Origin of the sequence: Kitasatospora sp. NPDC058243 (genome assembly GCF_042882025.1) — a bacterium.
GTDB lineage: Bacteria > Actinomycetota > Actinomycetes > Streptomycetales > Streptomycetaceae > Kitasatospora.
This window is the reverse complement of record NZ_JBHVWW010000089.1, coordinates 1-19,661: the sequence shown is the minus strand read 5'-3', so window position 1 is coordinate 19,661 and position 19,661 is coordinate 1. Positions and strand designations below refer to the sequence as shown.

Below are 19,661 nucleotides of genomic sequence, written 5' to 3'. Positions count from 1 at the left end.
TGAACGCGCAGGAGGTCGGCCGGGCCGACTTCCTGCGCCAGGAAACCGGGCCGGTCGGTCTGCGGTCAGGGCTGCCGCAGCGGGCACGGTGCGCCGCAAACCGGACGCGCGTTCCCTGCACACGTGCAACCGCGAGACGCTCGCCCTGGGGGGGCGCCGTTGGCCAATGATTGACCAACAGCGTCCCGTTCGGAGCGAGCCCCAACTCCGCTGAGCATCGCTACCGTTGTCCCATGACGGATCTGCGCCGGGCACCGGTGGACGAGGTGCTGGTACGTGTCGAGACGGCCTTGGGCACGCAACTCGACAGGGCGACAGTGGTCCGCAAGCGCCGATCCGTGGGAGCCGGCACGGCGCGTGGCACGTGGGTACGCATCGAGCGGCGAGGGCTCGATCGAATCGGCGTCCAGGGCTGGGACGGCACCCCCTCCGCTGAGGCCCTGCGAGGGATTGCGAAGCCCGCGTGGCTGGCCGGCATCGCCTGGCGGGATGAGGTCGAGCCAGTGATGTGGCGGGCCGATGAAGCCGAACTACTGCCATCCGCCCCAGCGGGGTCCGCAGTTGTGACCGAGGATCCCGACCTGCCGCCCAGCTGGTGGCCGGAGCTGAACGCCTCTCTCGATGCGCTCGCGAGGCAGCGAACGAATCGGATCGCCACGCCGGACACGGAGACGATCACCCAGGAGCTGGTGACTCGGACGATCCGTCAGGTGTTCCCGGGCATCGACGCCACGGTGAGCGAGTGGTGTCCGGCGCATGCGGATCTGAACTGGGCGAACGTGACGGCGCCCGAGTTCTGCGTCTTCGACTGGGAAGACTGGGGTATGGCCCCGCGTGGCCTGGACGCTGCCACGCTGTGGGCCGCGTCGCTTGCCGTGCCTGCGCTGGCTGATCGTGTCCGTGTCGAGCGGAGCGGCGACTTCGCGAGCCGGGACGGCAAGCTGATGACCTTGTTCGTCGCGGCGAAGATCCTCGGGCCGTACGCGCATCCCGAGGACCCTCGCCCTCAGGGCGCCCGAGTGTTGGCGGAGCAGGTGGTGAAGGAGCTTCAAGCGGACTGACGCTGAGCGGGCACCCGCGAGGCCCTCGCCCGGGTGGGCGAGGGCCTTCGCGCGGTTCAGTGCTGGTCGTCGCGGTCGTCGGGGTGGGGCATCTTGAGGGTGGCGAGGACGCCGAGGGCGACGGTGGTGATGGCGAGGGCGAGGAGGGCGAGGAGGATCGCGCCGACGAAGAACTTCACCGGTGCCGCTCCTCGTCGTCATCGTCCAGGTCGCGGAGCAGGCGGAGGAGGTTGAGCAGAGTGCTGACCGGCGCGTTCCCGAAGTCGATCAGGATGCGTCCGTCGATGGTGGTCCCGCCCGTCGAGGCGGACCCCCAGAGGAGCCCGTGCGGCAGGCCGCGCCTGTGCAACTCCCCCAGGAGAGACATGATTTGGGGCTTGGTGTAGTCGCGCATCCGGGGGTCCTCCGGCACGATGGGGTCGCGGGTCACGCGCGGGAGTCCAGCTCGTACCAGATGGTTTTGCCGCGCTTCTGCGGGTCGACGCCCCAGCGGTGGGTGAGGCCGTCCACGAGCTGGAGGCCCCGACCGGTCTCGGCGAGGTCGGCGGGCGTGCGCGGCTGCGGGAGGGCGTCGCTCTCGTCGGAGACGGTGACACGGAGGGTGCGGTCGAGGATGGAGAACCAGACGACGGGCGCGGGGGTGTCGCCGTGCCGCCAGGCGTTGACGATGAGCTCGCAGAGGGCGAGTTCGGCGTTGAAGACGGCGTCGGCGTCCCAGCCGCTGCGGGTCATGGCGTCCCGCAGGGCCTGCTTGGAGAGGGTGAGCGAGGGGGTGTTACGGGTGCACACGGGAACCTCCGTGAGGCTGTGGTGTGGGAGAGGTGATGGCGGTCGTCGCCGTGAGCCAGGCCACGCGTGACTGCTCTTCGGCGCGCGGGCAGCAGGCACCTACTGCCCCGGTCGCAGGCATTACTGACGATCCATCGGATCGAGCTGAGAACGACGATAGCGCATCGACTCTTTAATTAAATCCAGACGGGAGAAGGTTCCTCCCAACGGGGGACGGCACACTCCCAAGCCCGGGTGGATCTGCCGACGACCGGCGCGGCACACTGGCCTCTGCGCCAGTAGAGAGGACGCCATGGCCCTTCGAATCCCCACCTTGCGTCAGCGACGCCTCGGCGCCGAACTACGAAGGATGAGAGAGCAAGCCGGCTTCGGCGGCAGCCACCTCGCCAGGCTGCTCGGGGTGACTGCCGCCCTGGTGAGTCAGATGGAGATCGGGAAGTCGGCCGTCAGCGTGGCGCGCCTGCACGAGATCGCGGAAGCCTGCATGTGCGCCAACGCGCCCTTGGTCGAAGCGCTCGCCGACATGGCCAGGGAGCGAGACCCGGCCTGGTGGGATGAGTATCGAGCGGCACTCGCAGCCGCCCCGATCGATGTGGCGGAGATCGAAGGTCATGCGAAGAGGCTCAAGAGCTTCACTATCGGCATCATCCCGGGACTGCTACAGACGAACTCGTATGCGACTGCGGTGTTCGCGAGAGGGTTCACCCCTCTCCCCGATCGCGAGGTCGATCGCAGAGTGAACTTCCGCCTGCGGAGACAGCAGATCATCCGGTCCGGCGAAACGCCGTACACGGCGCTCGTCCACGAGGCGGCGTTGCGCATCCAGTACGGCGGGCCCGAGGTGCTCAGGGACCAGCTCGATTCACTCGTCAAAGACTCCGAGCTTTCGGGCGTCTCACTGCGAGTCGTGCCCTTTGCTACGGCTAACTTCCCCGGCCCCAGCGAGAATCTGCTCTACGCGGAGGGGCCAGTGCCCGAGCTGGACACGGTCCAGTCCGACTCGTCTCACGGCTCCCACATCTTCGACTCGCCCGCCCAGCTGGCGGGCTACCGCGCGATCCTGGAGCGCATCGAAGCCGTCTCGCTCCCGGAGAGCGAGTCACGAGATCACATTCGCTCGATCATGAAGGAACTGAACGACAGGTATGAATAGCTCCGAGTGGCAGAAATCCAGCTTCAGCGAAGCAGCCAACAACTGCGTCGAGGTACGTGCCCTTGACGGGGCCATCGAGCTCCGTGAATCCGACGACGGCGAGGTCATCGTCCGCACCACCCACCTCAAGTTCGCCGGCTTCCTCCAAGGCGCCAAGGCCGGCGAGTTCGACCACCTCACCACCAACCCCTGAAGGGAACGCACATCGCCCCCGTCGAGCCGGTGCTCGACGGGGGCGACATGAACCCGGCGTACAGGCCGACTCTGACGATGCCCCGGGGGTGGCGCTCTCAGGCCCCTTTAAGACGGCCACGGGCCGCTTCGATCTCGTTTCGGGCCGCAGTACCGAACACCGCTTGGTCCCGCAGAGCGGCGAACACGCGGACGAAGTACGAGATGTTCTCGGGCCTGGACGTCTGGAACGCCCCCGACCAGAACTCCTGCTTGAGCAAGCTCTCGTCGAACAGGTAGAAGCCCTCGCCAGGGTAGAGCGACCGTGGCCGACCTTGCGGGATGATCCCGATGGACACGTACGGGAGTCTGGACACTTCCAGGAGGTGGTCAAGTTGCCTGTTCATCACCTCAGCACCACCCGTATTGTTAGTTAGCGCTGAGGCTTCCAGGAGGAACGAGAATATCGGCGCCCCGGTGCCGAGGAACCGCTTCCGGACCACGCGGTTCTGTGCCGCTTCCTCCACGTCATCCAACGGCAGGCCGTGCAGCTTGGCATGGATGGTGAACTGCGCCTTGGCGTACTCGACCGTCTGCAGGAAACCGGGGACGAACAGCGACTCATACACCCGGAGCAGCTTGGTCTTCGCGTACAAGTCCATGGCTTGGAACTGGAGACGCTTCATCCCCGGTCGGTGCCATCGCTTGTAGTCGGTCCACATCTGCTCGATCTCACGACTCATCGCGATGAGTTCGGGAGTCTGCCCCTCGACGGCACAGGCCGTTGCCCATCGTCGGATGTCTTCCTCGGTCGGGATCTGCGTCCCGTGCTCGATCTTCGACACCTTGGTCTTGTGCCAGCCACAGCACTGCGCGAGCTCGACACCCGAGAGATGGGCATCCCGACGGAGTTCTTTGAGCTGAGTCCCGAAAGCGCGCCTTGCGGACTCGGATGGTTCCTGGTCGGACATGTCGCTACGGCTTGTACTCGCCATTGGGGACGCCGAGCGACCATGCCTGCTCGAACGCCTCGTTGCAGAACCGGATCACGTCCGGATCGGTCGAGAGCTGGATGTCGGTCTGTCGGTTGTCTCCCCCGATGAGGTTGAAGACCACCAGGTCATCCCGGATCAGGCAGTCGTTCCCCGGCAAGGGCAGCGCCGATACGAGACGGCGGGGAAGCCACCGAAGACGTTCCGTGGGGTCGGCCAGCTCGACCGCCATCCGCTGGTAGTCCGAGAGGGGTTCGGAGACGACCCGTACACGCCGGTAAGGGAATCCGGCAGCGGCCTTCCCGGCCAGGAACGCACGATTCCCACGCATCGTCTCCTCGACCGTCTCACGGTCGCCTGAGCGCCACGCCTCGAACAATGGGCGATCCACCTCATAGAAGTCCCGTAGCTCAAGCTTTCGGACCTCTTGGACGGGCTCACCGAACAGCAGCTCAATTCGGCGTGCTGCCGAGATCAATTCCATAACGCTCCCTGACGTACTTCCGCACGAACACATCCATGGTCCGCCCGGACATCTCCCCGAACGTCTCGTCGTCGGCAAGGGCGGCGAGCTGATCCCGAACCTTCGGCCCGCGCTTCTTGAGTTGCACGATCCATGAGTCACGGTCGGTCTCATAGAACGTCTCGCACTCGACGCCGCCCTGAGAATTGGGGTCCGTGCAGAAGAACGTAGCGGTCAAGTCGTCGCCGTCGCTGCTGTGTTGCCGCATGTTGCTCCCCCCCGCGATCCGGCCGCATGTCATCTCCGACCTTCGCCCTACGACCACCCCAAGGTCAAACGTTCGACGGCACCGAAGCTCACTCAGACAGCCTTCAGCAACTATGAGCAACTTCGTTGAGCGCCGCTGGTCGGTGTTCGTACGGTCTACTCCACGCCCCTACGCATCGGCGAAGGAGAGGGAGCCAGGTATGTCCGCTGCTGTGAGGTCCGCCAGTTCGCACCGGAGCAGGGAACGTGCCAGTCCGCAGAAGATGACCGTGATCCTGAACGAGTACCGGGTGGCACAGTCGGAGTCCCGGCCGGTGCGGTACCCGCTGCCGCCGGGGTGTGGGTGTCCCCGGTGTCGCGCTGGGGGCTCCGGTGAATGACGCGGTCGCCCTTCCCGCGCCGACCGAGGCGGGCGAGTCCTCGACGTCCGCCGAGCCGCCCAACACCCCGGAAGCGCCGGATGCCGTGAGCGCCGCTGTGGAGCGGTTCAGAACCCTGCGTGCCGAGCGCATGCGCCACCGAGACCAGCACTGAGCCGGCCGTACCGGTTCATGAGCAGAGCGGAGGCACCACTTGAACACCATCGACCTTCTCAGGTCGCCGAACACCGTGCTGGCCAACGCCGTTGACGATGCCCTGGACGTGCTCCGTCCCCGCCTCCTGGAGGCCGGGACGGAGCGGATCGAGTTCACCGTGGGGACGCAGCTCAACGGGCGTCCGCACATCGGCACGCACCTGGTGCAGAGCCTGTCGTTCCTGGTCGCCGAGCGGGCCCGCGATGAGTTCGGGGTCGATACGGCCGTGGACTTCGTGGCTCTGGACAACGCCCCGGCGGAGACGATCACCGACGGCGGCCGGATGTACCAGCTCACCTACCACCACCAGCTCGGTGATCACGGCATCCGCGCCCTGGTCGCCGAGTACTACGCCCCTCTTCTGGACGCGATGACCAGCCGCACGGGCGTGGAGTACAGGGTCAGCAGCTACACCGAGCAGCAGGCGGGCCCGGAGTTCCGGGCCGAGTTCCTGCGGACGCTGGAGTTCCTGGATCAGATCCGGTTCTGGCTGGCTCCGGCCAGCGGTACGGCACACATCCGGCTGCCGTGTCCGGTGTGCGGGTGGGCCCAGAAGTACGCCGACCACACGCGGCTGCTGGAGTTGGACGACTCGGGGGCACTGTTCGAAGCGATGTGCCACGAGCACGGCTGCTACGAGGCGGACGTTACGCCGCTCGGCGGCGGGTACCTGGACCTCTCCACCCTGTACCGCAACGTGGTCAAGGAACGGTCCTACCGCCCCGACGACGGCACGTTGCACGTGATGGTGAAGGGCGGCGACTGGGCGTTCGGCTGCCAGCTGGTGGACGGCGCCCACGTCGCGATCGGGGCGCCGGCCGCTCCGGTGCCGCTGCGCGTCTTCACCCCTCAGATCCTCGGCAGCGACGGCGGGAAGCTCTCCAAGAGCCTCCTTCGCGCGGCTGCCGAAGCCGGAGACGCGACGGGAGGCAGCACCGCGGAATGGCTGCTCGACCCGGGCGCCTGGCCCGGCACGCAAGCGGACTACGTCGAAGCGCTCACGGGTGCCGGTGAGCTGATGCTCAGCAGCCCGAGGCACTTCTTCCGGTCCTACACCACGACCGCATTGGAAGCCCTGATGACCACCCGCCAGCCTGCCAGGAACCAATCCCAGGCGCATGGCCGTCCCCGCAACATCCAGATCTACAAGCAGTACTTCGACCTGATCACCGACGGCTCCAAGACCGTCGAAGTCCGGGTCGCCTACGCCTCGATGAAGCGAATCAGGGTCGGGGACCTGCTCAACTTCACCTGTCGTGGCGAGGAGCGCCTGACCAAGGTGAAGCGCATCGGCACGTACAGGACCTTCAAGGAGATGTTCGGCACCGAGGACGTGAAGGCGGTCAACCCGCACGCGACCGAGGCCGAGCAGTTGCGGGCGATCCACGCGATCTTCCCGCCGGAGAAGGAAGCCCTCGGCGTGATCACGTTCGAGATCGAGCGAGTGAACCCCGGTGAGTAGGCGAAGGCGGGTACTGGTGGTCTGCAAGGGGAACCACTGCCGTTCCCCGATCGCCGCCCTGATCATCGCGGAGCGGTCCGGGGGCGCGCTGGACGTGCGCTCGGCGGGCACCCGCAACTGGCACGTGGACAAGCCCGCGCACCCGCTGATGATCGAGGCCGCTTCCGCCTTCGGCTACGACCTGACCGGCCACCGGGGCCAGCTCCTGGACGAGGGGCTGCTCGGCTGGGCTGACGACGTGATCGCGGTCGACGACGAAACGGCGCTCGCGGTCGAAGCCACCGCTGACTCCGACCAGCCGGTGAGGATCCTCGGCTCGGGCATCACCGACCCGTGGGGCGGCGGTCCCGAGGACTTCGCTGCTGCCGTCCTGGAGATCCAGGAAGCCACGGCCCTGTTCTACGCGGCCTAATCGCCATCCCGAGCAGCCCGGGCTGCCCGTCGCTCCCCCGTGGCGCTAACGGTCAGTTCGAGCAGATGAGAGAACCGCCCCGGCCGAGAAGGCCGGGGCGGTTTGCTTTGTTCGAGCGACGTGATGCGTGACGGCTGGCCGAGGTGCGGCGATCGCGTGGCGATCTGGCTCCGCCGAACGGCATCACCGCAGGTCATACAGTTCCAGCCGCTCAGGCCTCCCGAACCCCCGCGCGCCAGACCGCGGCCGTCAGGGGGACACCCGGGCGGTAGGCCAGGTGCACATGCGACGGCGCTTCCAGCAGCAGCAGGTCGGCGCGGGCGCCGACCGTGACGGTGCCGACGTCGCTGCGCCGCAGCGCGTGGGCGCCGCCCAGGGTTGCCGCCCAGACCGCCTCGTCGGGGGTCATGCCCATCTCGCGCACCGCGACCGCGATACAGAACGCCATCGAACTGGTGAAGCTGGAGCCCGGGTTGCAGTCCGTCGACAGCGCCACCACCGCGCCCGCGTCCAACAACCGGCGCCCGCTCGGGTACTCGGCCCGGGTGGAGAACTCCGCCCCCGGCAGCAGCGTCGCGACCGTCGCCGACCCCGCCAGCGCCGCCACGTCCTCGTCCGTCAGGTGGGTGCAGTGGTCCGCCGAGGCGGCCCCCAGCTCCACCGCGAGCTGCACGCCGGGCCCGTACGTGAGCTGGTTGGCGTGCACGCGCGGTGTGAGGCCCTTCTCGATCCCCGCCGTCAGAACGGCCCGCGCCTGGTCGCCGTCGAAGGCGCCCTGCTCGCAGAACACGTCCACCCAGCGGGCGTGCGGGGCGCAGGCGTCCAGCATCTCGCCGGTGACCAGGTCCACGTACCCGGCCGGGTCGTCGGCGTACTCGGGCGCGACCACGTGCGCGCCCAGGTAGGTGGTCTCCGGGGTGTGCTGCGCGGCGATCCGCAGCGCCCGCGCCTCGTCCTCGACCGTCAGCCCGTAGCCGGACTTGCACTCGATGGTGGTGGTGCCCTGCCGCAGCGCCTCCCGGACGAACCCGGCCAGGTTGGCCTCCAGTTCGGCGTCGCTCGCCGCCCTGGTGGCCGCCACCGTCGTACGGATGCCACCCGCCGAATACGCCTGCCCGGACATCCGGGCGTTGAACTCGGCCGTACGATCCCCCGCGAACACCAGGTGGGCGTGCGAGTCGACGAAGCCGGGCAGCAGCGCCCGGCCCTCGGCGTCGAAGCGCTCGTCCGCCGCCGGGGCCTGCGCCGCCGGGCCGACCCAGGCAACCGTTCCGCCGTCGATCACCACGGCCGCGTCGGTCAGCAGTCCGAGCGGCCCGGTGCCGTGCCCGGGGTCGTTGGTGACCAGGCTGCCGATGCCCGTGATCAAGGTGGTCCTGGTGCTCAAGACAACGCCTTCCGAAGGGAATTGAACAAAGAGGTCAGTGGTCCAGCACGCCGATCGAGTCCCGCAGCGCGCCCGGCACGTCCGCGACGAGCTGGTGCACGCCGTCCCGGACGATCTGTCGGCCGCCGACCACCACGTGCCGCACGTCGGCCGCCGAGGCCGCGAAGACGGCGGTCTCGGCGCCGAGGCGGGGCGGCGGGCCCGCGGTGCGCACCGAGTCCAGGGCGATCACGGTGAAGTCGGCGAGCGCGCCGGCCTCGACCCGCCCCGCCTCCGGCCAGCCGAGCGAGGCGTGCCCGTCCTCGGTGCCGGCCCGCAGCAGGAGGTTGGCCGTCCAGTGCCCGCGGGTGCGGGTGCGCAGCCGCTCGTTCAGCTCCAGGGCGCGGGCCTCCTCGAACGGGTCGATGACGGCGTGGCTGTCGCTGCCCAGGGTGACCGGGCAGCCCGCCGAGGCGAGCCGGCGGGCCGGGCCGATGCCGTCCGCGAGGTCCCGCTCGGTGGTGGGGCACATGCAGATGGTGGTGGAGGTGTCGGTGAGGAGCCGGACGTCCTCGTCGGTGAGGTGGGTGGCGTGCACGGCCGAGGTGCGCGGGCCGAGCACGCCGTGGTCGGCGAGCAGCCGGGTCGGGGTGACGCCGTGCGCGGCGAGGCAGGCGTCGTTCTCGGCGGTCTGCTCGGACAGGTGGACGTGCAGCGGCGCCTCGCGCACCGCCGCCCACTGCGCGACGGTGCCCAACTGCTCGGCCGGGACGGCCCGCACCGAGTGGACGGCGGCGCCGATCCGGGCGTGCTCGCGGGGCTTGAGCGCGTCCGCCCGCACCGCCCAGGCCTCGGCGTCGCCGTCGCTGAACCGCTGCTGCGGCCTGGTCGGCTCGGCGCCGAAGCCGGCGGACAGGTAGCAGGTGTCGAGCAGGGTGATCCGGATGCCGGCCCGGGCGGCGGCCTCGATCAGCGCCTCGCCCATCGCGTTGGGGTCGTCGTAGCGGGCGCCGCCGGGGGCGTGGTGCAGGTAGTGGAACTCGCCGACGGCGGTGACCCCGGCCAGCGCCATCTCGGCGTAGACGGCGGTGGCGAGCGCCAGGTAGCGGTCCGGGTCGAGTGCCCCGGCGAACCGGTACATGGTGTCGCGCCAGGTCCAGAAGGTGCCGGAGCCGACCTGGACGTGGCCGCGCAGCGCCCGGTGGAAGGCGTGCGAGTGGGCGTTCGCCTGGCCGGGCAGCAGCAGCCCGTCGAGGCGGACGGCCCCGGGCGGGCAGGGCCCGCTGTCCGGGGTCACCGCGGTGATCCGGCCGCCGGGGCCGGCGGTGATCAGCACGTTCCGCTCGACCACCGGCCCGTTGGGGTGCGGCAGCCAGGCGTACTGCGCCCAGTACGCCACCGACTCGGCCCCCGAGGTCAATGGGCTCAGCGACACGCCAGGTCCTCCAGTACGTCGGCGAGGGCGGCGACCCCGGCCAGGCAGTCGGCCTCCTCGGCGTGCTCGGCCGGGGAGTGCGACACCCCGCTGGGGTTGCGCACGAACAGCATGGCGGTCGGGACGGCCGACGCCAGGATCCCGGCGTCGTGTCCGGCACCGGTGGGCAGCACCGGGGCGTCCAGCAGCTTGGCGAGCCGGTCGCGCAGCGGGCCGTCGAAGTCCACCACCGGGGTGTAGGACTCGCGGGTCAGCTCGACCCGGACGCCGTCGCGCCCGCCGCGCTCGGCGGCGGCCTGCTCGATCTCCTCGACCAGCGCGGTGAGCGTCGCCTCGTCGGCGGCCCGGGAGTCCAGCCAGCCGCGCACCAGCGAGGCGATCGCGTTGGTGCCGTTGGGCTCGACCGCGACCTTGCCGAAGGTGGCCAGCGCGCCCGCCTGCCGGGCCTTCTTGCGGGCCGCGAGCACGGTGTTGGCGTACGTCAGCATCGGGTCGCGGCGGTCCTCGATCCGGGTGGTGCCGGCGTGGTTGGCCTCGCCGTGGAAGTCGAACCGCCAGCGGCCGTGCGGCCAGATCGCGCTGGCCACGCCGACCGGCCGGTCCTCGGCGAGGAGGCGGCCCTGCTCGACGTGCAGTTCGACGAAGGCGCCGATCCGGGCCAGCCGGTCGTCGTCCGCGCCGATCGCGCCCGGGTCGTAGCCGGCCCGCTCCATCGCGTCGGGCAGCCGGACGCCGTCGGCGTCGCGCAGCTCGTACGCGGCCTCGCGGGAGAGCACGCCGGCGGACAGCCGGGAGCCGATGCAGGCCACGCCGAACCGGGCGCCCTCCTCGTCACCGAAGTTGGTGATCGCCAGCGGTCGGGTGAACTCGGCCCCGCGGCCGCGGAGTTCGTCCAGGGCCGCGAAGGAGGAGACCACGCCGAGCGGGCCGTCGAAGGCGCCGCCGTCCGGGACGGAGTCCAGGTGCGAGCCGGTGACGACCGCCCCGCCCGCGTTCGGATCGCCCAGCCAGGCCCACTGGTTGCCGTTGCGGTCCAGCTCGTAGGCGAGGCCGCGGTCACGGGCCTGCTGCTCGAACCAGGCGCGGCACTCGGCGTCGGCGGAGTTCCAGGCGAAGCGGCGGTAGCCGCCGGAGGCGGCGGAGCGGCCCACGGGGAGCAGCTCCGCCCACATCTCTTCGAACGAGGACGTCACAGCTCACCCATCGGGACGCGCACCCCGCGCTCGGCGGCGACCTCGGTGGCCCGGTCGTAGCCGGCGTCCACGTGCCGGATCACGCCCATGCCCGGGTCGTTGGTGAGCACCCGGCGGATCTTCTCGCCGGCCAGCGCGGTGCCGTCGGCGACGGTGACCTGGCCGGCGTGGATCGAGCGGCCGATGCCGACGCCGCCGCCGTGGTGGATGGAGACCCAGGACGCGCCGGAGGCCACGTTGACCATGGCGTTGAGCAGCGGCCAGTCGGCGATCGCGTCCGAGCCGTCCAGCATCGCCTCGGTCTCCCGGTACGGGGAGGCGACCGAGCCGCAGTCGAGGTGGTCGCGGCCGATCACGATCGGGGCGGACAGCTCGCCGGAGGCGACCATGTCGTTGAAGCGCTCGCCGGCCTTGTCGCGCTCGCCGTAGCCGAGCCAGCAGATCCGTGCGGGCAGGCCCTGGAAGTGCACCTTCTCCTGGGCCATCTTGATCCAGCGGTGCAGCGACTCGTTCTCCGGGAAGAGGTCGAGGACGGCCTTGTCGGTCTTGTGGATGTCCTGCGGGTCGCCGGACAGCGCCGCCCAGCGGAACGGGCCCTTGCCCTCGCAGAACAGCGGCCGGATGTACGCGGGGACGAACCCGGGGAAGGCGAACGCGCGGTCGTAACCGGCAAGTTGAGCCTCGCCGCGGATCGAGTTTCCGTAGTCGAAGACCTCGGCGCCCGCGTCCTGGAAGCCGACCATCGCCTCGACGTGCCGGGCCATCGACTCGCGGGCCCGCTGGGTGAACTCGGCGGGCTTGGCCGCCGCGTAGTCCGCCATGTCGTCGAAGGCGACGCCCACCGGCAGGTAGGCGAGCGGGTCGTGGGCGCTGGTCTGGTCGGTGACGATGTCGATCGGCGCGTCCATCGCGAGCAGTTGCGGGACCAGCTCGGCGGCGTTGCCCAGCACGCCGATGGACAGCGGCTGCCGCTTGTCGCGGGCGGCGGTGGCCAGCTCCAGCGCGTGCCCGAGGTCCTTGGCCTCGACGTCCAGGTAGCGGTGCTCGATCCGGCGGGCGATCCGCGACGGGTCGCAGTCGATGCAGATCGCCACGCCGCCGTTCATGGTGACGGCCAGCGGCTGGGCGCCGCCCATCCCGCCGAGGCCGGCGGTGAGGGTGATGGTGCCTTCCAGCGTGCCGTCGAACCGCTTGTTGGCGACGGCCGAGAAGGTCTCGTAGGTGCCCTGCAGGATGCCCTGGGTGCCGATGTAGATCCACGAGCCGGCGGTCATCTGCCCGTACATGGTGAGCCCGAGACTCTCCAGCCGGCGGAACTCCTCCCAGTTGGCCCAGTCGCCGACCAGGTTGGAGTTGGCGATCAGCACCCGCGGCGCCCACTCGTGGGTCTGCATGACGCCGACCGGCCGCCCGGACTGGACCAGCATGGTCTCGTCCTGCTTCAGCCCCTCCAGCGTCCGCACCATGGCGTCGAACGAACGCCAGTCCCGCGCCGCCTTGCCCGTCCCGCCGTACACCACCAGCTTCGACGGGTGCTCGGCGACCTCCGGGTCGAGGTTGTTCATCAGCATCCGCAGGGCCGCCTCCTGCTGCCACCCCTGCGCCGTCAGCCCCGTCCCCCGCGCCGCCCTGACCTCACGCGGCCCACTCGCCTGCTGCACCATGTCCTGGCCTCCCTGCGGATGGATTCATTCAGATTCAGCTCGGCTGAATATATCCAAACAATCAACTCCCGACCAGACCCCGAACCCATCCGATCAGCGTCCACGCCGGTACGCCCGCCGGCCGTACCCTGAGGCCGGAAACACCAGCCACTCGGGTCAGCAGAGGACGTCATGGCGACCATCCCCGTACTCCCCGGCAAGCTCCGCCACGCAGCAGGGGCGATCGAGCGGAGCACCGGACTGCGGGTCGAGATCATCGGAGGCATCCTGCTGCTGTCTCCGCCCCGCAGGGGCAAGCACGCCGGCACTGTGCGGCGCCTGCGCGAACGGATCGGATCACAACTGCCCGGCCTCGGCGTCTACGAGGCGGCATCCATCACCCTTCCGGGCGACGAGGACGACTACGCGACACCAGACCTGGTCGTCCTACCCGCGCAATGGGGGAACCAGGACAACCGGCTGGCCCCGCCCAGCGACGTCGTCCTCGCCGCTGACGTGGCTCCGCACCCCGGGCGTGTCAGCCATATCGGCACCAAGGCGGACTGGTACGCCGCCGCAGGTGTGGCCGTCCTCCTCGCGGTCGACCCCCGCAAGGGCGTCTGGACGCTCCGCACCCACCCCCGCGACGGCGAGTACCAGGGCGTGCTGCACGGCAAGTACGGCGAGCCCGTCCCGCTGCCCGCGCCGCTGCCCGCCGAGCTGGACACCTCCGCACTGCCGCTGTACGCGCCCCGCGCCTGAGTCAGGCCGCGGCGTCGCCGTCCCAGTCGATGCCGATCTCGGCGAGCCAGCGGCGGTCGGCGGCGTCGGGGGTGGGCGGGGTCGGCGGGCGGGGGATGTTCTGGACCGGGCCGAGGCCGTACTTCTCGGCGGCCGCGGCGGCGGCGCGGGCGTCGGGTTCGATGACGCCGACGTGCACGGCGGACTCGTCTCCCGGGTCGAGGACGGTCAGTTCGGGATCGGGCAGGCGCCGCAGGGTGACGCGGCGTCCGCAGGTGGGGCAGGACCATTCGTCGACACCCGAGGCCAGGCGGGCGACGAACTTCATCTCGTGGATCACGCGCATGGGCGGCACCCCCTGCTGTAGGGGATGCCCGGGTTCGTGACGGCTACTCCCCGCCGTGTCTACTCCAAAAACAGGCCACGTGCTGCGGCGGACTGCTCGATGGCCTCCAACCGGGCCTCCGCGCCCGGGAGTTCGTCGCACATGCGCTGCAACAGCACCCGGCCGAGCATCATCGGCGCGCACGCGGTGTCGAAGACCAGCCCGGTGCCGACGGCGGCCGGCAGCATCAGGTCGGAGAGCTTGGCGACCGGCGCGAAGGCGCTGTCGGCGACGGTCAGCACCGTCAGCCCGCACTCGCGGGCCACCGTCAGCGCGTCCATCAGCTCCCGCGGGTAGCGCGGCAGCGCGAAGCAGAGCAGCGCTGTGGCCCCGGCCGCGGCGGCCTGTTCCAGCCGGTCGGCGAGCATGCTGCCGCCCTCGTCGAGGAGGCGGATGTCCGGGTGCACCTTGGCGGCGAAGTAGGCGAAGCCGCGCGCCTGCGCGGAGGCGGCCCGCAGGCCGAGCACCGGCAGTGGGCGGGAGGCGGCGAGCAGCCGGGCGGCGCGGGTGATCGGCTCGGGGTCGGCGAGGAGTTCGGCGAGGTGGCGCAGGTGGGCGATCTCGGCGAGCACGGCCTGCTGGTGCTCGTTGCGCACCGCGTCGTCGGGGGTCTCGGGTGCGGCCGGCTCGCCCGCGCCGAGTTCGCGCAGCTGCTTGCGCAGCGCCGGGTAGCCGTCGTAGCCGAGGGCGACCGCGAAGCGGGTGACGGACGGTTGGCTGACGCCGGCGAGTTCGGCGACCTCGACGCTGGAGAGGAACGGCGCCTCGGTGGCGTGCCGGACCAGCGAGTGCGCGATCCGCCGCTGGGTCGGGGTCAGTCGGTGGCCTTCGAACAGCTGGAGCAGCCGGGCGGAGGGGCCGACCGTGCCGGCCTCGTCGGTGGCGGTCATCAGCGGTACCTCCGGATGCGAGCGATTCGGACGACGACTGTGCAGCAGTGCGTCGCGCCTGGCAAAGACGTCTCGTACGGCGGGACGCCGGGTGAGACGGCCCGAGCGGGTGGGAGCTCGGGGTAACCCTGAATTCTCCCTGAACCCGCCAGGATTCCCCCACCGACGGATGGACCGCGCCCCCCGCGCGGGCCCAGGCTGGTCCCATGGACACTCGCCAGGACGACCTGCGGCGCGACCTCGACGCCGCCCTGCACGCTCGCAAGGAACTCGGCAAGGAGTACGAGCCGGAGCTGGTCGACTCGTTCCTGAGCCGCCTGGACGCCCGCCTGGACGCCCGGGTCGAGCGCCGGGTGGCCGAGCGGATGGACGACTACGAGCCCGCGCACCGGCGCCGACCGCACCGCCCGGGGCCGGGGCCCGGCCGCCCCGGCAACCGGCTGGCGGTGATCTCGCTGGTCCTCGGCATCCCGCTGACCGCGATCGCGGCCAGCCCGCAGAGCGGCGGCTTCATCGGCCTGATCGTCAGCTGGGCGGGCATCGTCGGGGTCAACTTCGCCGCCGCGTTCGGCAACCGCCGGGACCGGGACGAGCCGCGGTCCCGGTCCCGGGACGACTGGGACTGAGCCCCGCCGCCCGCACCGGACCCGACGGCCGCACCGGACCCGACGGCCCGTCACGCCGATCTCACCGAACGCACCGGGTCACACCGGGTCACACCGGGTCACACCGGCTCAGGCCAGCGGCCCGGTGACCCGCTCCACCGCCCGCACCAGTTCCCCGGAGGCGACCAGCGCGGCCGCGGCCTCCAGGTCCGGCGAGAGGAAGCGGTCGCGGCCGGCGCCGCCGACCCCCGCCTCCCGGGCGGCGGCCATGGCGGCCGTGGTGGCCGGGGCCGTCCGGCCCGCGTCGTCGGCCTGCTGGCGGATCTCCAGGGCGCGGGCGGCGGCGGTGAGTTCGACGGCGAGGATCCGGCCGAGGTTGTCGACGGACTGGCGCAGCTTGCGGGCGGCGGACCAGCCCATCGACACGTGGTCCTCCTGCATCGCGGAGGACGGGATCGAGTCGACCGAGGCCGGGACGGCGAGCCGCTTGTTCTCGCTGACCAGCGCCGCCTGGGTGTACTGGGCGATCATCAGGCCGGAGTCCACGCCGGGGTCGTCGGCCAGGAAGGCCGGCAGGCCGTGCGAGCGGGCCTTGTCGAGCAGCCGGTCGGTGCGGCGCTCGGAGATGGAGCCCAGGTCGGCGGCGGCGATGGCGAGGAAGTCCAGCACGTACGCGACCGGGGCGCCGTGGAAGTTGCCGTTGGACTCCACCCGGCCGTCCGGCAGCACCACCGGGTTGTCGACCGAGGCGGCCAGCTCGCGGGAGGCGACCAGCTGGGCGTGGGCGAGGGTGTCCCGGCCGGCGCCGGCCACCTGCGGGGCGCAGCGGATCGAGTAGGCGTCCTGGACCCGCGGCGCGTCGTCCTGGTGGTGGCCGGTGAGACCGGAGTCCTTGAGGACGGCCAGCATGTTGGCGGCGCTCAGGGCCTGGCCCGGGTGGGGGCGGATCGGGGCGTGCAGTTCGGGGGCGAGCACCTTGTCGGTGCCGAGCAGCGCCTCCAGGGTCATCGCGGCGGTGATGTCGGCGGTGGTGTAGAGCCGCTGCAGGTCGGCGATGGCCATCACCAGCATGCCGAGCATGCCGTCGGTGCCGTTGATGAGGGCCAGGCCCTCCTTCTCCAGCAGTTCGACGGGCTCGATGCCGGCGGCGGCGAGCAGTTCGGCGGCGGGCTTCTCCACGCCGTCCGGGCCGGTGGCCACGCCCTCGCCCATCAGGACCAGCGCACAGTGCGACAGCGGCGCGAGGTCGCCGGAGCAGCCGAGCGAGCCGAACTCCCGGACCACCGGGGTGATGCCCGCGTTGAGCAGGGCGGCCATGGTCTGCGCGACCAGCGGGCGCACCCCGGTCCGGCCGGAGGCCAGCGTCTTCATCCGCAGGAAGACGAGTGCCCGGACGACCTCGCGCTCGACGGCCGGTCCCATCCCGGCCGCGTGCGAGCGCACCAGCGACCGCTGGAGCTGCGCGCGCAGTTCGGGGCTGATGTGCCGGACGGCGAGCGCGCCGAATCCGGTCGACACGCCGTAGACGGGGCGCGGTTCGGCCGCGAGGGCGTCGATCCGCGCCCGCGCCGTCGCCATCTCGGCGAGCGCGTCGGGGCCTATCTCGACCCGGGCGTTCCCCCGGGCGACGGCCAGCACGTCCTCGGCGCTGACGTCGGCCTTGCCGACCTGGACCAGCGGAGCGTCGGGGGCCACAGCACTGTGCATATCCATATACACCATCACATCAGGTGAATGAAGATATGACAACAGGTGGTCGCCATCCGAAACGGCCACGATCGTACGCCCGTACCGGCCAGCAGGATTTTCACCCGGGCCGCCCCGTGCCGCACGCTGGTGCCCACGGACACGCACGGAGGTGGCAGGGCGATGACGCGGGCGACGGCACGGCGCCGGGTGGTGCGGCTGCGGGGGGACGAGCGCGGGGTGCGGCCGGACTCGCTGGCGGCGGAGGAGCCGCTGGAGATCCGGCTCGGCGGCGAGCCGCTGACCGTCACCATGCGCACCCCCGGGCAGGACTTCGACCTGGTGGCCGGGTTCCTGGTCGGCGAGGGGCTGGTGCACACCGCCGAGGAGCTCGCCGCCCTGCGGTACTGCGCCGGGACGGACGAGTCCGGCGCCAACACCTACAACGTCGTCGACGCCACCCTGCGCGGCGCCGCCCGCGCGCTGCCGCTGTCCGCGCACCGCAACCTGCTCACCACCAGCGCCTGCGGCCTGTGCGGCCGGGACACCGTGGACGCCGTCCGCACCCACGTCCGCCACCCGGTGGGCGAGGACCCGCTCACCGTCCCGCCGTCCCTGCTGTACGGCCTGCCGGAGCGGCTGCGGGCCGCCCAGCGCACCTTCGAGTCCACCGGCGGCCTGCACGCGGCCGGCCTGTTCGACGCCGCCACCGGCGACCTGCTCTGCGCCCGCGAGGACGTCGGGCGGCACAACGCGGTGGACAAGGTGGTCGGCTGGGCGCTGCGCGAGGGCAGGCTGCCGCTGACCGGGCACGTCCTTCTGGTCAGCGGCCGGGCCTCGTTCGAGCTGACCCAGAAGGCCGCGCTGGCGGGCGTCCCGCTGCTGGCGGCCGTCTCGGCGCCGTCCTCGCTCGCGGTGGACCTCGCCGAGGAGCTGGGCCTGACCCTGGTCGGCTTCCTGCGCGGGGAGGGCGCGAACGTCTACACCCGGCCGGACCGGATCGCCTCGCCCTCCCCCGCCTCGCCCTCCCCCGACACGCCCTCGACAACGGCGCCCTCCCCCGCCGCGCCGGTCACCCCCTGAGCTCGGCCTCGATCAGGTCCGCCGCGCGGGCGGTGCCGCCCTCGGCCCGGCCGACGGCGGCCAGCGCCTTCAGCCGCTCGGCCACCGCCGGGTCGTCGACCAGCTCCAGCAGCGCGCCGCGCAGCGCCTGCGGGGTCGCCTGCGCGGTGTCCAGGCGGCGGGCGACGCCGAGCCCCACCAGCGCGTCCGCGTTGGCGAACTGGTCGACGGCCTGCGGCACGGCGATCATCGGCACGCCGTGGTACAGCCCCTCACTGGAGCCGCCCATGCCCGCGTGGGTGACGAAGGCGTCCGCCTGCGCGAGCACCGACAGCTGCGGCACCCACCGGTGCACCTCGACGGTGTCCGGCACCTCGCCCAGGTCGGCCAGGTCGGTGTGCGCGCCGACCTGGAGCACCGTGTGCCAGCCGGGCAGACCGCCGAAGGCCTGGACGCAGGCCCGGTAGAACGCGGGCTGGTGGGTGAAGGCGGAGCCGAGCGAGACCAGCAGCACCTTCTCCGCGTGCGCCGGCCGGTGCCACTCGCCCTGGTGGGCCCGGTCGCCGAAGCACGGCCCGACGAAAGTGACGCGCCGCTCGTCGACCCGGTCCGCGTTGAGCTGCAGGGCGCGCGGGATCAGGGCGACGGACCGCGCCGGGCGGCCCTTGAAGGCGTCCACGTCGCGCTCCACCGTCCCGGCCTCGGCCAGCCAGTCGGCGAACCGCCGGTAGTGCTCGGCGCCGCCTGGCCCGCTGCGGATCGCCTCGTACACCTCCGCCATGTCCTGCTCGATGCCCTCCCAGCCGACGTAGGTGGGCGACAGCTGCACCACCGGCACGCCCAGCCGCTCGCCGAGCGCCCGCCCGGCGAAGCCCGCGATGTCGCAGAGCACCAGGTCGGGGCGGTCGTCCGCGAAGGCCTCCAGCAGGACGGGGTGCATCGCGAGGGCGTCGTCCAGGAACAGCTCCTGGAGCGCCACCGGGTCCTCCTCCCAGGCGTCCGGGCCGCCGGCGAGCGGCAGCCTCGTCGGGTACGGGACGAAGCGGGCGCCGGTCGACTCGACGGCCCCGGCGAAGGAGGCGTCGTTGACGTAGCTGACCCGGTGGCCCCGGGCGACCAGTTCGGCGATCACGGCGAGGCTGGGGTTGACGTGCCCGTGGGCCGGGATCGAGACCATCAGGATGTGGGCGGGGTGCGCGGAGCGGGTCATGGGGGCCTCCGTAAGGTGTTAGGTGGCCCGGGAGGGCCGGATGTGGCTGATGGGTTCTTGCCGACCGTGGCTTCCCTGGAGTGGCCGTCCGGCTCTCCGG

Annotated in this window: 22 protein-coding genes; 8 read left to right on the top strand and 14 right to left on the bottom strand. The window is 71.4% G+C overall.

Annotated features, from left to right (window positions below; all coding sequences use genetic code 11):
- Positions 1–233 precede the first annotated feature (233 nt).
- Positions 234–1,061 carry a phosphotransferase gene (locus ACFVX9_RS36265; protein ID WP_387986120.1) on the top strand — a complete coding sequence of 276 codons (828 nt, stop codon included), beginning with the start codon at positions 234–236 and terminating at the stop codon, positions 1,059–1,061.
- A gap of 56 nt (positions 1,062–1,117) precedes the next feature.
- Here ACFVX9_RS36265 and ACFVX9_RS36260 read toward each other — a convergent pair whose 3' ends face one another.
- The 3 genes from ACFVX9_RS36260 to ACFVX9_RS36250 are packed head-to-tail and all read right to left on the bottom strand — an operon-like array spanning position 1,118 to position 1,850.
- Positions 1,118–1,240, bottom strand: coding sequence for a hypothetical protein (locus ACFVX9_RS36260; RefSeq protein ID WP_363369142.1), 123 nt, complete (start codon positions 1,238–1,240; stop codon positions 1,118–1,120).
- On the bottom strand, positions 1,237–1,491 hold the full coding sequence (locus ACFVX9_RS36255; RefSeq protein WP_371518557.1) for a hypothetical protein: 255 nt from the start codon (positions 1,489–1,491) through the stop codon (positions 1,237–1,239). The genes ACFVX9_RS36260 and ACFVX9_RS36255 overlap by 4 nt, the downstream gene beginning before the upstream one ends.
- Positions 1,488–1,850, bottom strand: a complete 363-nt coding sequence (locus ACFVX9_RS36250; RefSeq protein WP_380485400.1) for an ATP-binding protein — start codon at positions 1,848–1,850, stop codon at positions 1,488–1,490. The genes ACFVX9_RS36255 and ACFVX9_RS36250 overlap by 4 nt, the downstream gene beginning before the upstream one ends.
- Positions 1,851–2,142: 292 nt before the next feature.
- Here ACFVX9_RS36250 and ACFVX9_RS36245 point away from each other — a divergent pair, with 292 nt between their 5' ends.
- Together ACFVX9_RS36245 and ACFVX9_RS36240 are read left to right on the top strand one after the other, a co-directional pair.
- Positions 2,143–3,003, top strand: coding sequence for a helix-turn-helix domain-containing protein (locus tag ACFVX9_RS36245; protein WP_380485398.1), 861 nt, complete (start codon positions 2,143–2,145; stop codon positions 3,001–3,003).
- Positions 2,996–3,196 carry a DUF397 domain-containing protein gene (locus ACFVX9_RS36240; RefSeq protein ID WP_380427752.1) on the top strand — a complete coding sequence of 67 codons (201 nt, stop codon included), beginning with the start codon at positions 2,996–2,998 and terminating at the stop codon, positions 3,194–3,196. The genes ACFVX9_RS36245 and ACFVX9_RS36240 overlap by 8 nt, the downstream gene beginning before the upstream one ends.
- 97 nt (positions 3,197–3,293) lie before the next feature.
- Here the strand turns inward: ACFVX9_RS36240 and ACFVX9_RS36235 are convergent, their stop codons facing one another.
- Genes ACFVX9_RS36235 through ACFVX9_RS36225 form a run of 3 tightly spaced genes read right to left on the bottom strand, consistent with a single transcriptional unit; the run spans position 3,294 to position 4,897 of the window.
- Positions 3,294–4,145 (bottom strand): helix-turn-helix domain-containing protein, encoded by an 852-nt coding sequence (locus ACFVX9_RS36235; RefSeq protein ID WP_387986116.1) that lies wholly within the window; start codon positions 4,143–4,145, stop codon positions 3,294–3,296.
- Positions 4,146–4,149: 4 nt separating this feature from the next.
- Positions 4,150–4,650 carry a DUF6879 family protein gene (locus tag ACFVX9_RS36230; protein WP_387986113.1) on the bottom strand — a complete coding sequence of 167 codons (501 nt, stop codon included), beginning with the start codon at positions 4,648–4,650 and terminating at the stop codon, positions 4,150–4,152.
- Positions 4,619–4,897, bottom strand: a complete 279-nt coding sequence (locus ACFVX9_RS36225) for a hypothetical protein (RefSeq protein ID WP_380345485.1) — start codon at positions 4,895–4,897, stop codon at positions 4,619–4,621. The genes ACFVX9_RS36230 and ACFVX9_RS36225 overlap by 32 nt, the downstream gene beginning before the upstream one ends.
- Before the next feature lie 572 nt (positions 4,898–5,469).
- Between ACFVX9_RS36225 and ACFVX9_RS36220 the strand changes: the two genes are divergently transcribed.
- Both ACFVX9_RS36220 and ACFVX9_RS36215 read left to right on the top strand, forming a co-directional pair.
- Complete coding sequence (locus tag ACFVX9_RS36220; protein WP_387986110.1) at positions 5,470–6,933, top strand: ASCH domain-containing protein; 1,464 nt, start codon at positions 5,470–5,472, stop codon at positions 6,931–6,933.
- 16 nt (positions 6,934–6,949) lie between these two features.
- Positions 6,950–7,345 (top strand): low molecular weight phosphatase family protein, encoded by a 396-nt coding sequence (locus ACFVX9_RS36215; RefSeq protein WP_387986108.1) that lies wholly within the window; start codon positions 6,950–6,952, stop codon positions 7,343–7,345.
- A 211-nt stretch (positions 7,346–7,556) separates the two neighbouring features.
- Here ACFVX9_RS36215 and hutI read toward each other — a convergent pair whose 3' ends face one another.
- Genes hutI through hutU form a run of 4 tightly spaced genes read right to left on the bottom strand, consistent with a single transcriptional unit; the run spans position 7,557 to position 13,003 of the window.
- Complete coding sequence (hutI, locus tag ACFVX9_RS36210) at positions 7,557–8,732, bottom strand: imidazolonepropionase (protein WP_380485386.1); 1,176 nt, start codon at positions 8,730–8,732, stop codon at positions 7,557–7,559.
- A 34-nt stretch (positions 8,733–8,766) separates the two neighbouring features.
- On the bottom strand, positions 8,767–10,146 hold the full coding sequence (locus ACFVX9_RS36205; RefSeq protein ID WP_380485384.1) for a formimidoylglutamate deiminase: 1,380 nt from the start codon (positions 10,144–10,146) through the stop codon (positions 8,767–8,769).
- Positions 10,137–11,318, bottom strand: coding sequence for an allantoate amidohydrolase (locus ACFVX9_RS36200; RefSeq protein ID WP_380427762.1), 1,182 nt, complete (start codon positions 11,316–11,318; stop codon positions 10,137–10,139). The genes ACFVX9_RS36205 and ACFVX9_RS36200 overlap by 10 nt, the downstream gene beginning before the upstream one ends.
- 17 nt (positions 11,319–11,335) lie before the next feature.
- Positions 11,336–13,003 carry a urocanate hydratase gene (gene hutU / locus ACFVX9_RS36195; RefSeq protein WP_380485382.1) on the bottom strand — a complete coding sequence of 556 codons (1,668 nt, stop codon included), beginning with the start codon at positions 13,001–13,003 and terminating at the stop codon, positions 11,336–11,338.
- Positions 13,004–13,174: 171 nt separating this feature from the next.
- Here hutU and ACFVX9_RS36190 point away from each other — a divergent pair, with 171 nt between their 5' ends.
- Positions 13,175–13,744 carry a Uma2 family endonuclease gene (locus ACFVX9_RS36190; RefSeq protein ID WP_387986104.1) on the top strand — a complete coding sequence of 190 codons (570 nt, stop codon included), beginning with the start codon at positions 13,175–13,177 and terminating at the stop codon, positions 13,742–13,744.
- Position 13,745: 1 nt separating this feature from the next.
- On the opposite strand, the gene ACFVX9_RS36185 is transcribed toward ACFVX9_RS36190, so the two are convergent.
- Both ACFVX9_RS36185 and ACFVX9_RS36180 read right to left on the bottom strand, forming a co-directional pair.
- Positions 13,746–14,069 carry a hypothetical protein gene (locus tag ACFVX9_RS36185; RefSeq protein WP_063349091.1) on the bottom strand — a complete coding sequence of 108 codons (324 nt, stop codon included), beginning with the start codon at positions 14,067–14,069 and terminating at the stop codon, positions 13,746–13,748.
- Between the two features lie 59 nt (positions 14,070–14,128).
- Positions 14,129–14,998 carry a MurR/RpiR family transcriptional regulator gene (locus ACFVX9_RS36180; protein WP_363369166.1) on the bottom strand — a complete coding sequence of 290 codons (870 nt, stop codon included), beginning with the start codon at positions 14,996–14,998 and terminating at the stop codon, positions 14,129–14,131.
- Between the two features lie 206 nt (positions 14,999–15,204).
- Here ACFVX9_RS36180 and ACFVX9_RS36175 point away from each other — a divergent pair, with 206 nt between their 5' ends.
- Complete coding sequence (locus tag ACFVX9_RS36175; protein WP_380485380.1) at positions 15,205–15,624, top strand: hypothetical protein; 420 nt, start codon at positions 15,205–15,207, stop codon at positions 15,622–15,624.
- A 108-nt stretch (positions 15,625–15,732) separates the two neighbouring features.
- Here ACFVX9_RS36175 and hutH read toward each other — a convergent pair whose 3' ends face one another.
- Positions 15,733–17,316 (bottom strand): histidine ammonia-lyase, encoded by a 1,584-nt coding sequence (hutH, locus tag ACFVX9_RS36170; protein ID WP_107452919.1) that lies wholly within the window; start codon positions 17,314–17,316, stop codon positions 15,733–15,735.
- 156 nt (positions 17,317–17,472) lie between these two features.
- Between hutH and fdhD the strand changes: the two genes are divergently transcribed.
- Entirely contained in the window at positions 17,473–18,372 is a 900-nt protein-coding gene (gene fdhD / locus ACFVX9_RS36165; RefSeq protein ID WP_387986099.1) for a formate dehydrogenase accessory sulfurtransferase FdhD, read from the top strand.
- On the opposite strand, the gene ACFVX9_RS36160 is transcribed toward fdhD, so the two are convergent.
- Complete coding sequence (locus ACFVX9_RS36160; RefSeq protein ID WP_387986097.1) at positions 18,362–19,561, bottom strand: macrolide family glycosyltransferase; 1,200 nt, start codon at positions 19,559–19,561, stop codon at positions 18,362–18,364. The genes fdhD and ACFVX9_RS36160 overlap by 11 nt on opposite strands.
- Positions 19,562–19,661: the final 100 nt, after the last annotated feature.

Bases quoted from the DNA above. Each gene is read 5' to 3' on its own strand.
- ACFVX9_RS36225 (WP_380345485.1), bottom strand. From the start codon at position 4,897: ATGCGGCAACACAGCAGCGACGGCGACGACTTGACCGCTACGTTCTTC.
- ACFVX9_RS36245 (WP_380485398.1), top strand. From the start codon at position 2,143: ATGGCCCTTCGAATCCCCACCTTGCGTCAGCGACGCCTCGGCGCCGAA.
- ACFVX9_RS36160 (WP_387986097.1), bottom strand. From the start codon at position 19,561: ATGACCCGCTCCGCGCACCCCGCCCACATCCTGATGGTCTCGATCCCG.
- ACFVX9_RS36230 (WP_387986113.1), bottom strand. From the start codon at position 4,650: ATGGAATTGATCTCGGCAGCACGCCGAATTGAGCTGCTGTTCGGTGAG.
- ACFVX9_RS36235 (WP_387986116.1), bottom strand. From the start codon at position 4,145: ATGTCCGACCAGGAACCATCCGAGTCCGCAAGGCGCGCTTTCGGGACT.
- ACFVX9_RS36175 (WP_380485380.1), top strand. From the start codon at position 15,205: ATGGACACTCGCCAGGACGACCTGCGGCGCGACCTCGACGCCGCCCTG.
- hutU (WP_380485382.1), bottom strand. From the start codon at position 13,003: ATGGTGCAGCAGGCGAGTGGGCCGCGTGAGGTCAGGGCGGCGCGGGGG.
- ACFVX9_RS36180 (WP_363369166.1), bottom strand. From the start codon at position 14,998: ATGACCGCCACCGACGAGGCCGGCACGGTCGGCCCCTCCGCCCGGCTG.
- ACFVX9_RS36190 (WP_387986104.1), top strand. From the start codon at position 13,175: ATGGCGACCATCCCCGTACTCCCCGGCAAGCTCCGCCACGCAGCAGGG.
- ACFVX9_RS36200 (WP_380427762.1), bottom strand. From the start codon at position 11,318: ATGTGGGCGGAGCTGCTCCCCGTGGGCCGCTCCGCCGCCTCCGGCGGC.
- ACFVX9_RS36185 (WP_063349091.1), bottom strand. From the start codon at position 14,069: ATGCGCGTGATCCACGAGATGAAGTTCGTCGCCCGCCTGGCCTCGGGT.
- ACFVX9_RS36240 (WP_380427752.1), top strand. From the start codon at position 2,996: ATGAATAGCTCCGAGTGGCAGAAATCCAGCTTCAGCGAAGCAGCCAAC.
- ACFVX9_RS36265 (WP_387986120.1), top strand. From the start codon at position 234: ATGACGGATCTGCGCCGGGCACCGGTGGACGAGGTGCTGGTACGTGTC.
- hutH (WP_107452919.1), bottom strand. From the start codon at position 17,316: ATGGATATGCACAGTGCTGTGGCCCCCGACGCTCCGCTGGTCCAGGTC.
- fdhD (WP_387986099.1), top strand. From the start codon at position 17,473: ATGACGCGGGCGACGGCACGGCGCCGGGTGGTGCGGCTGCGGGGGGAC.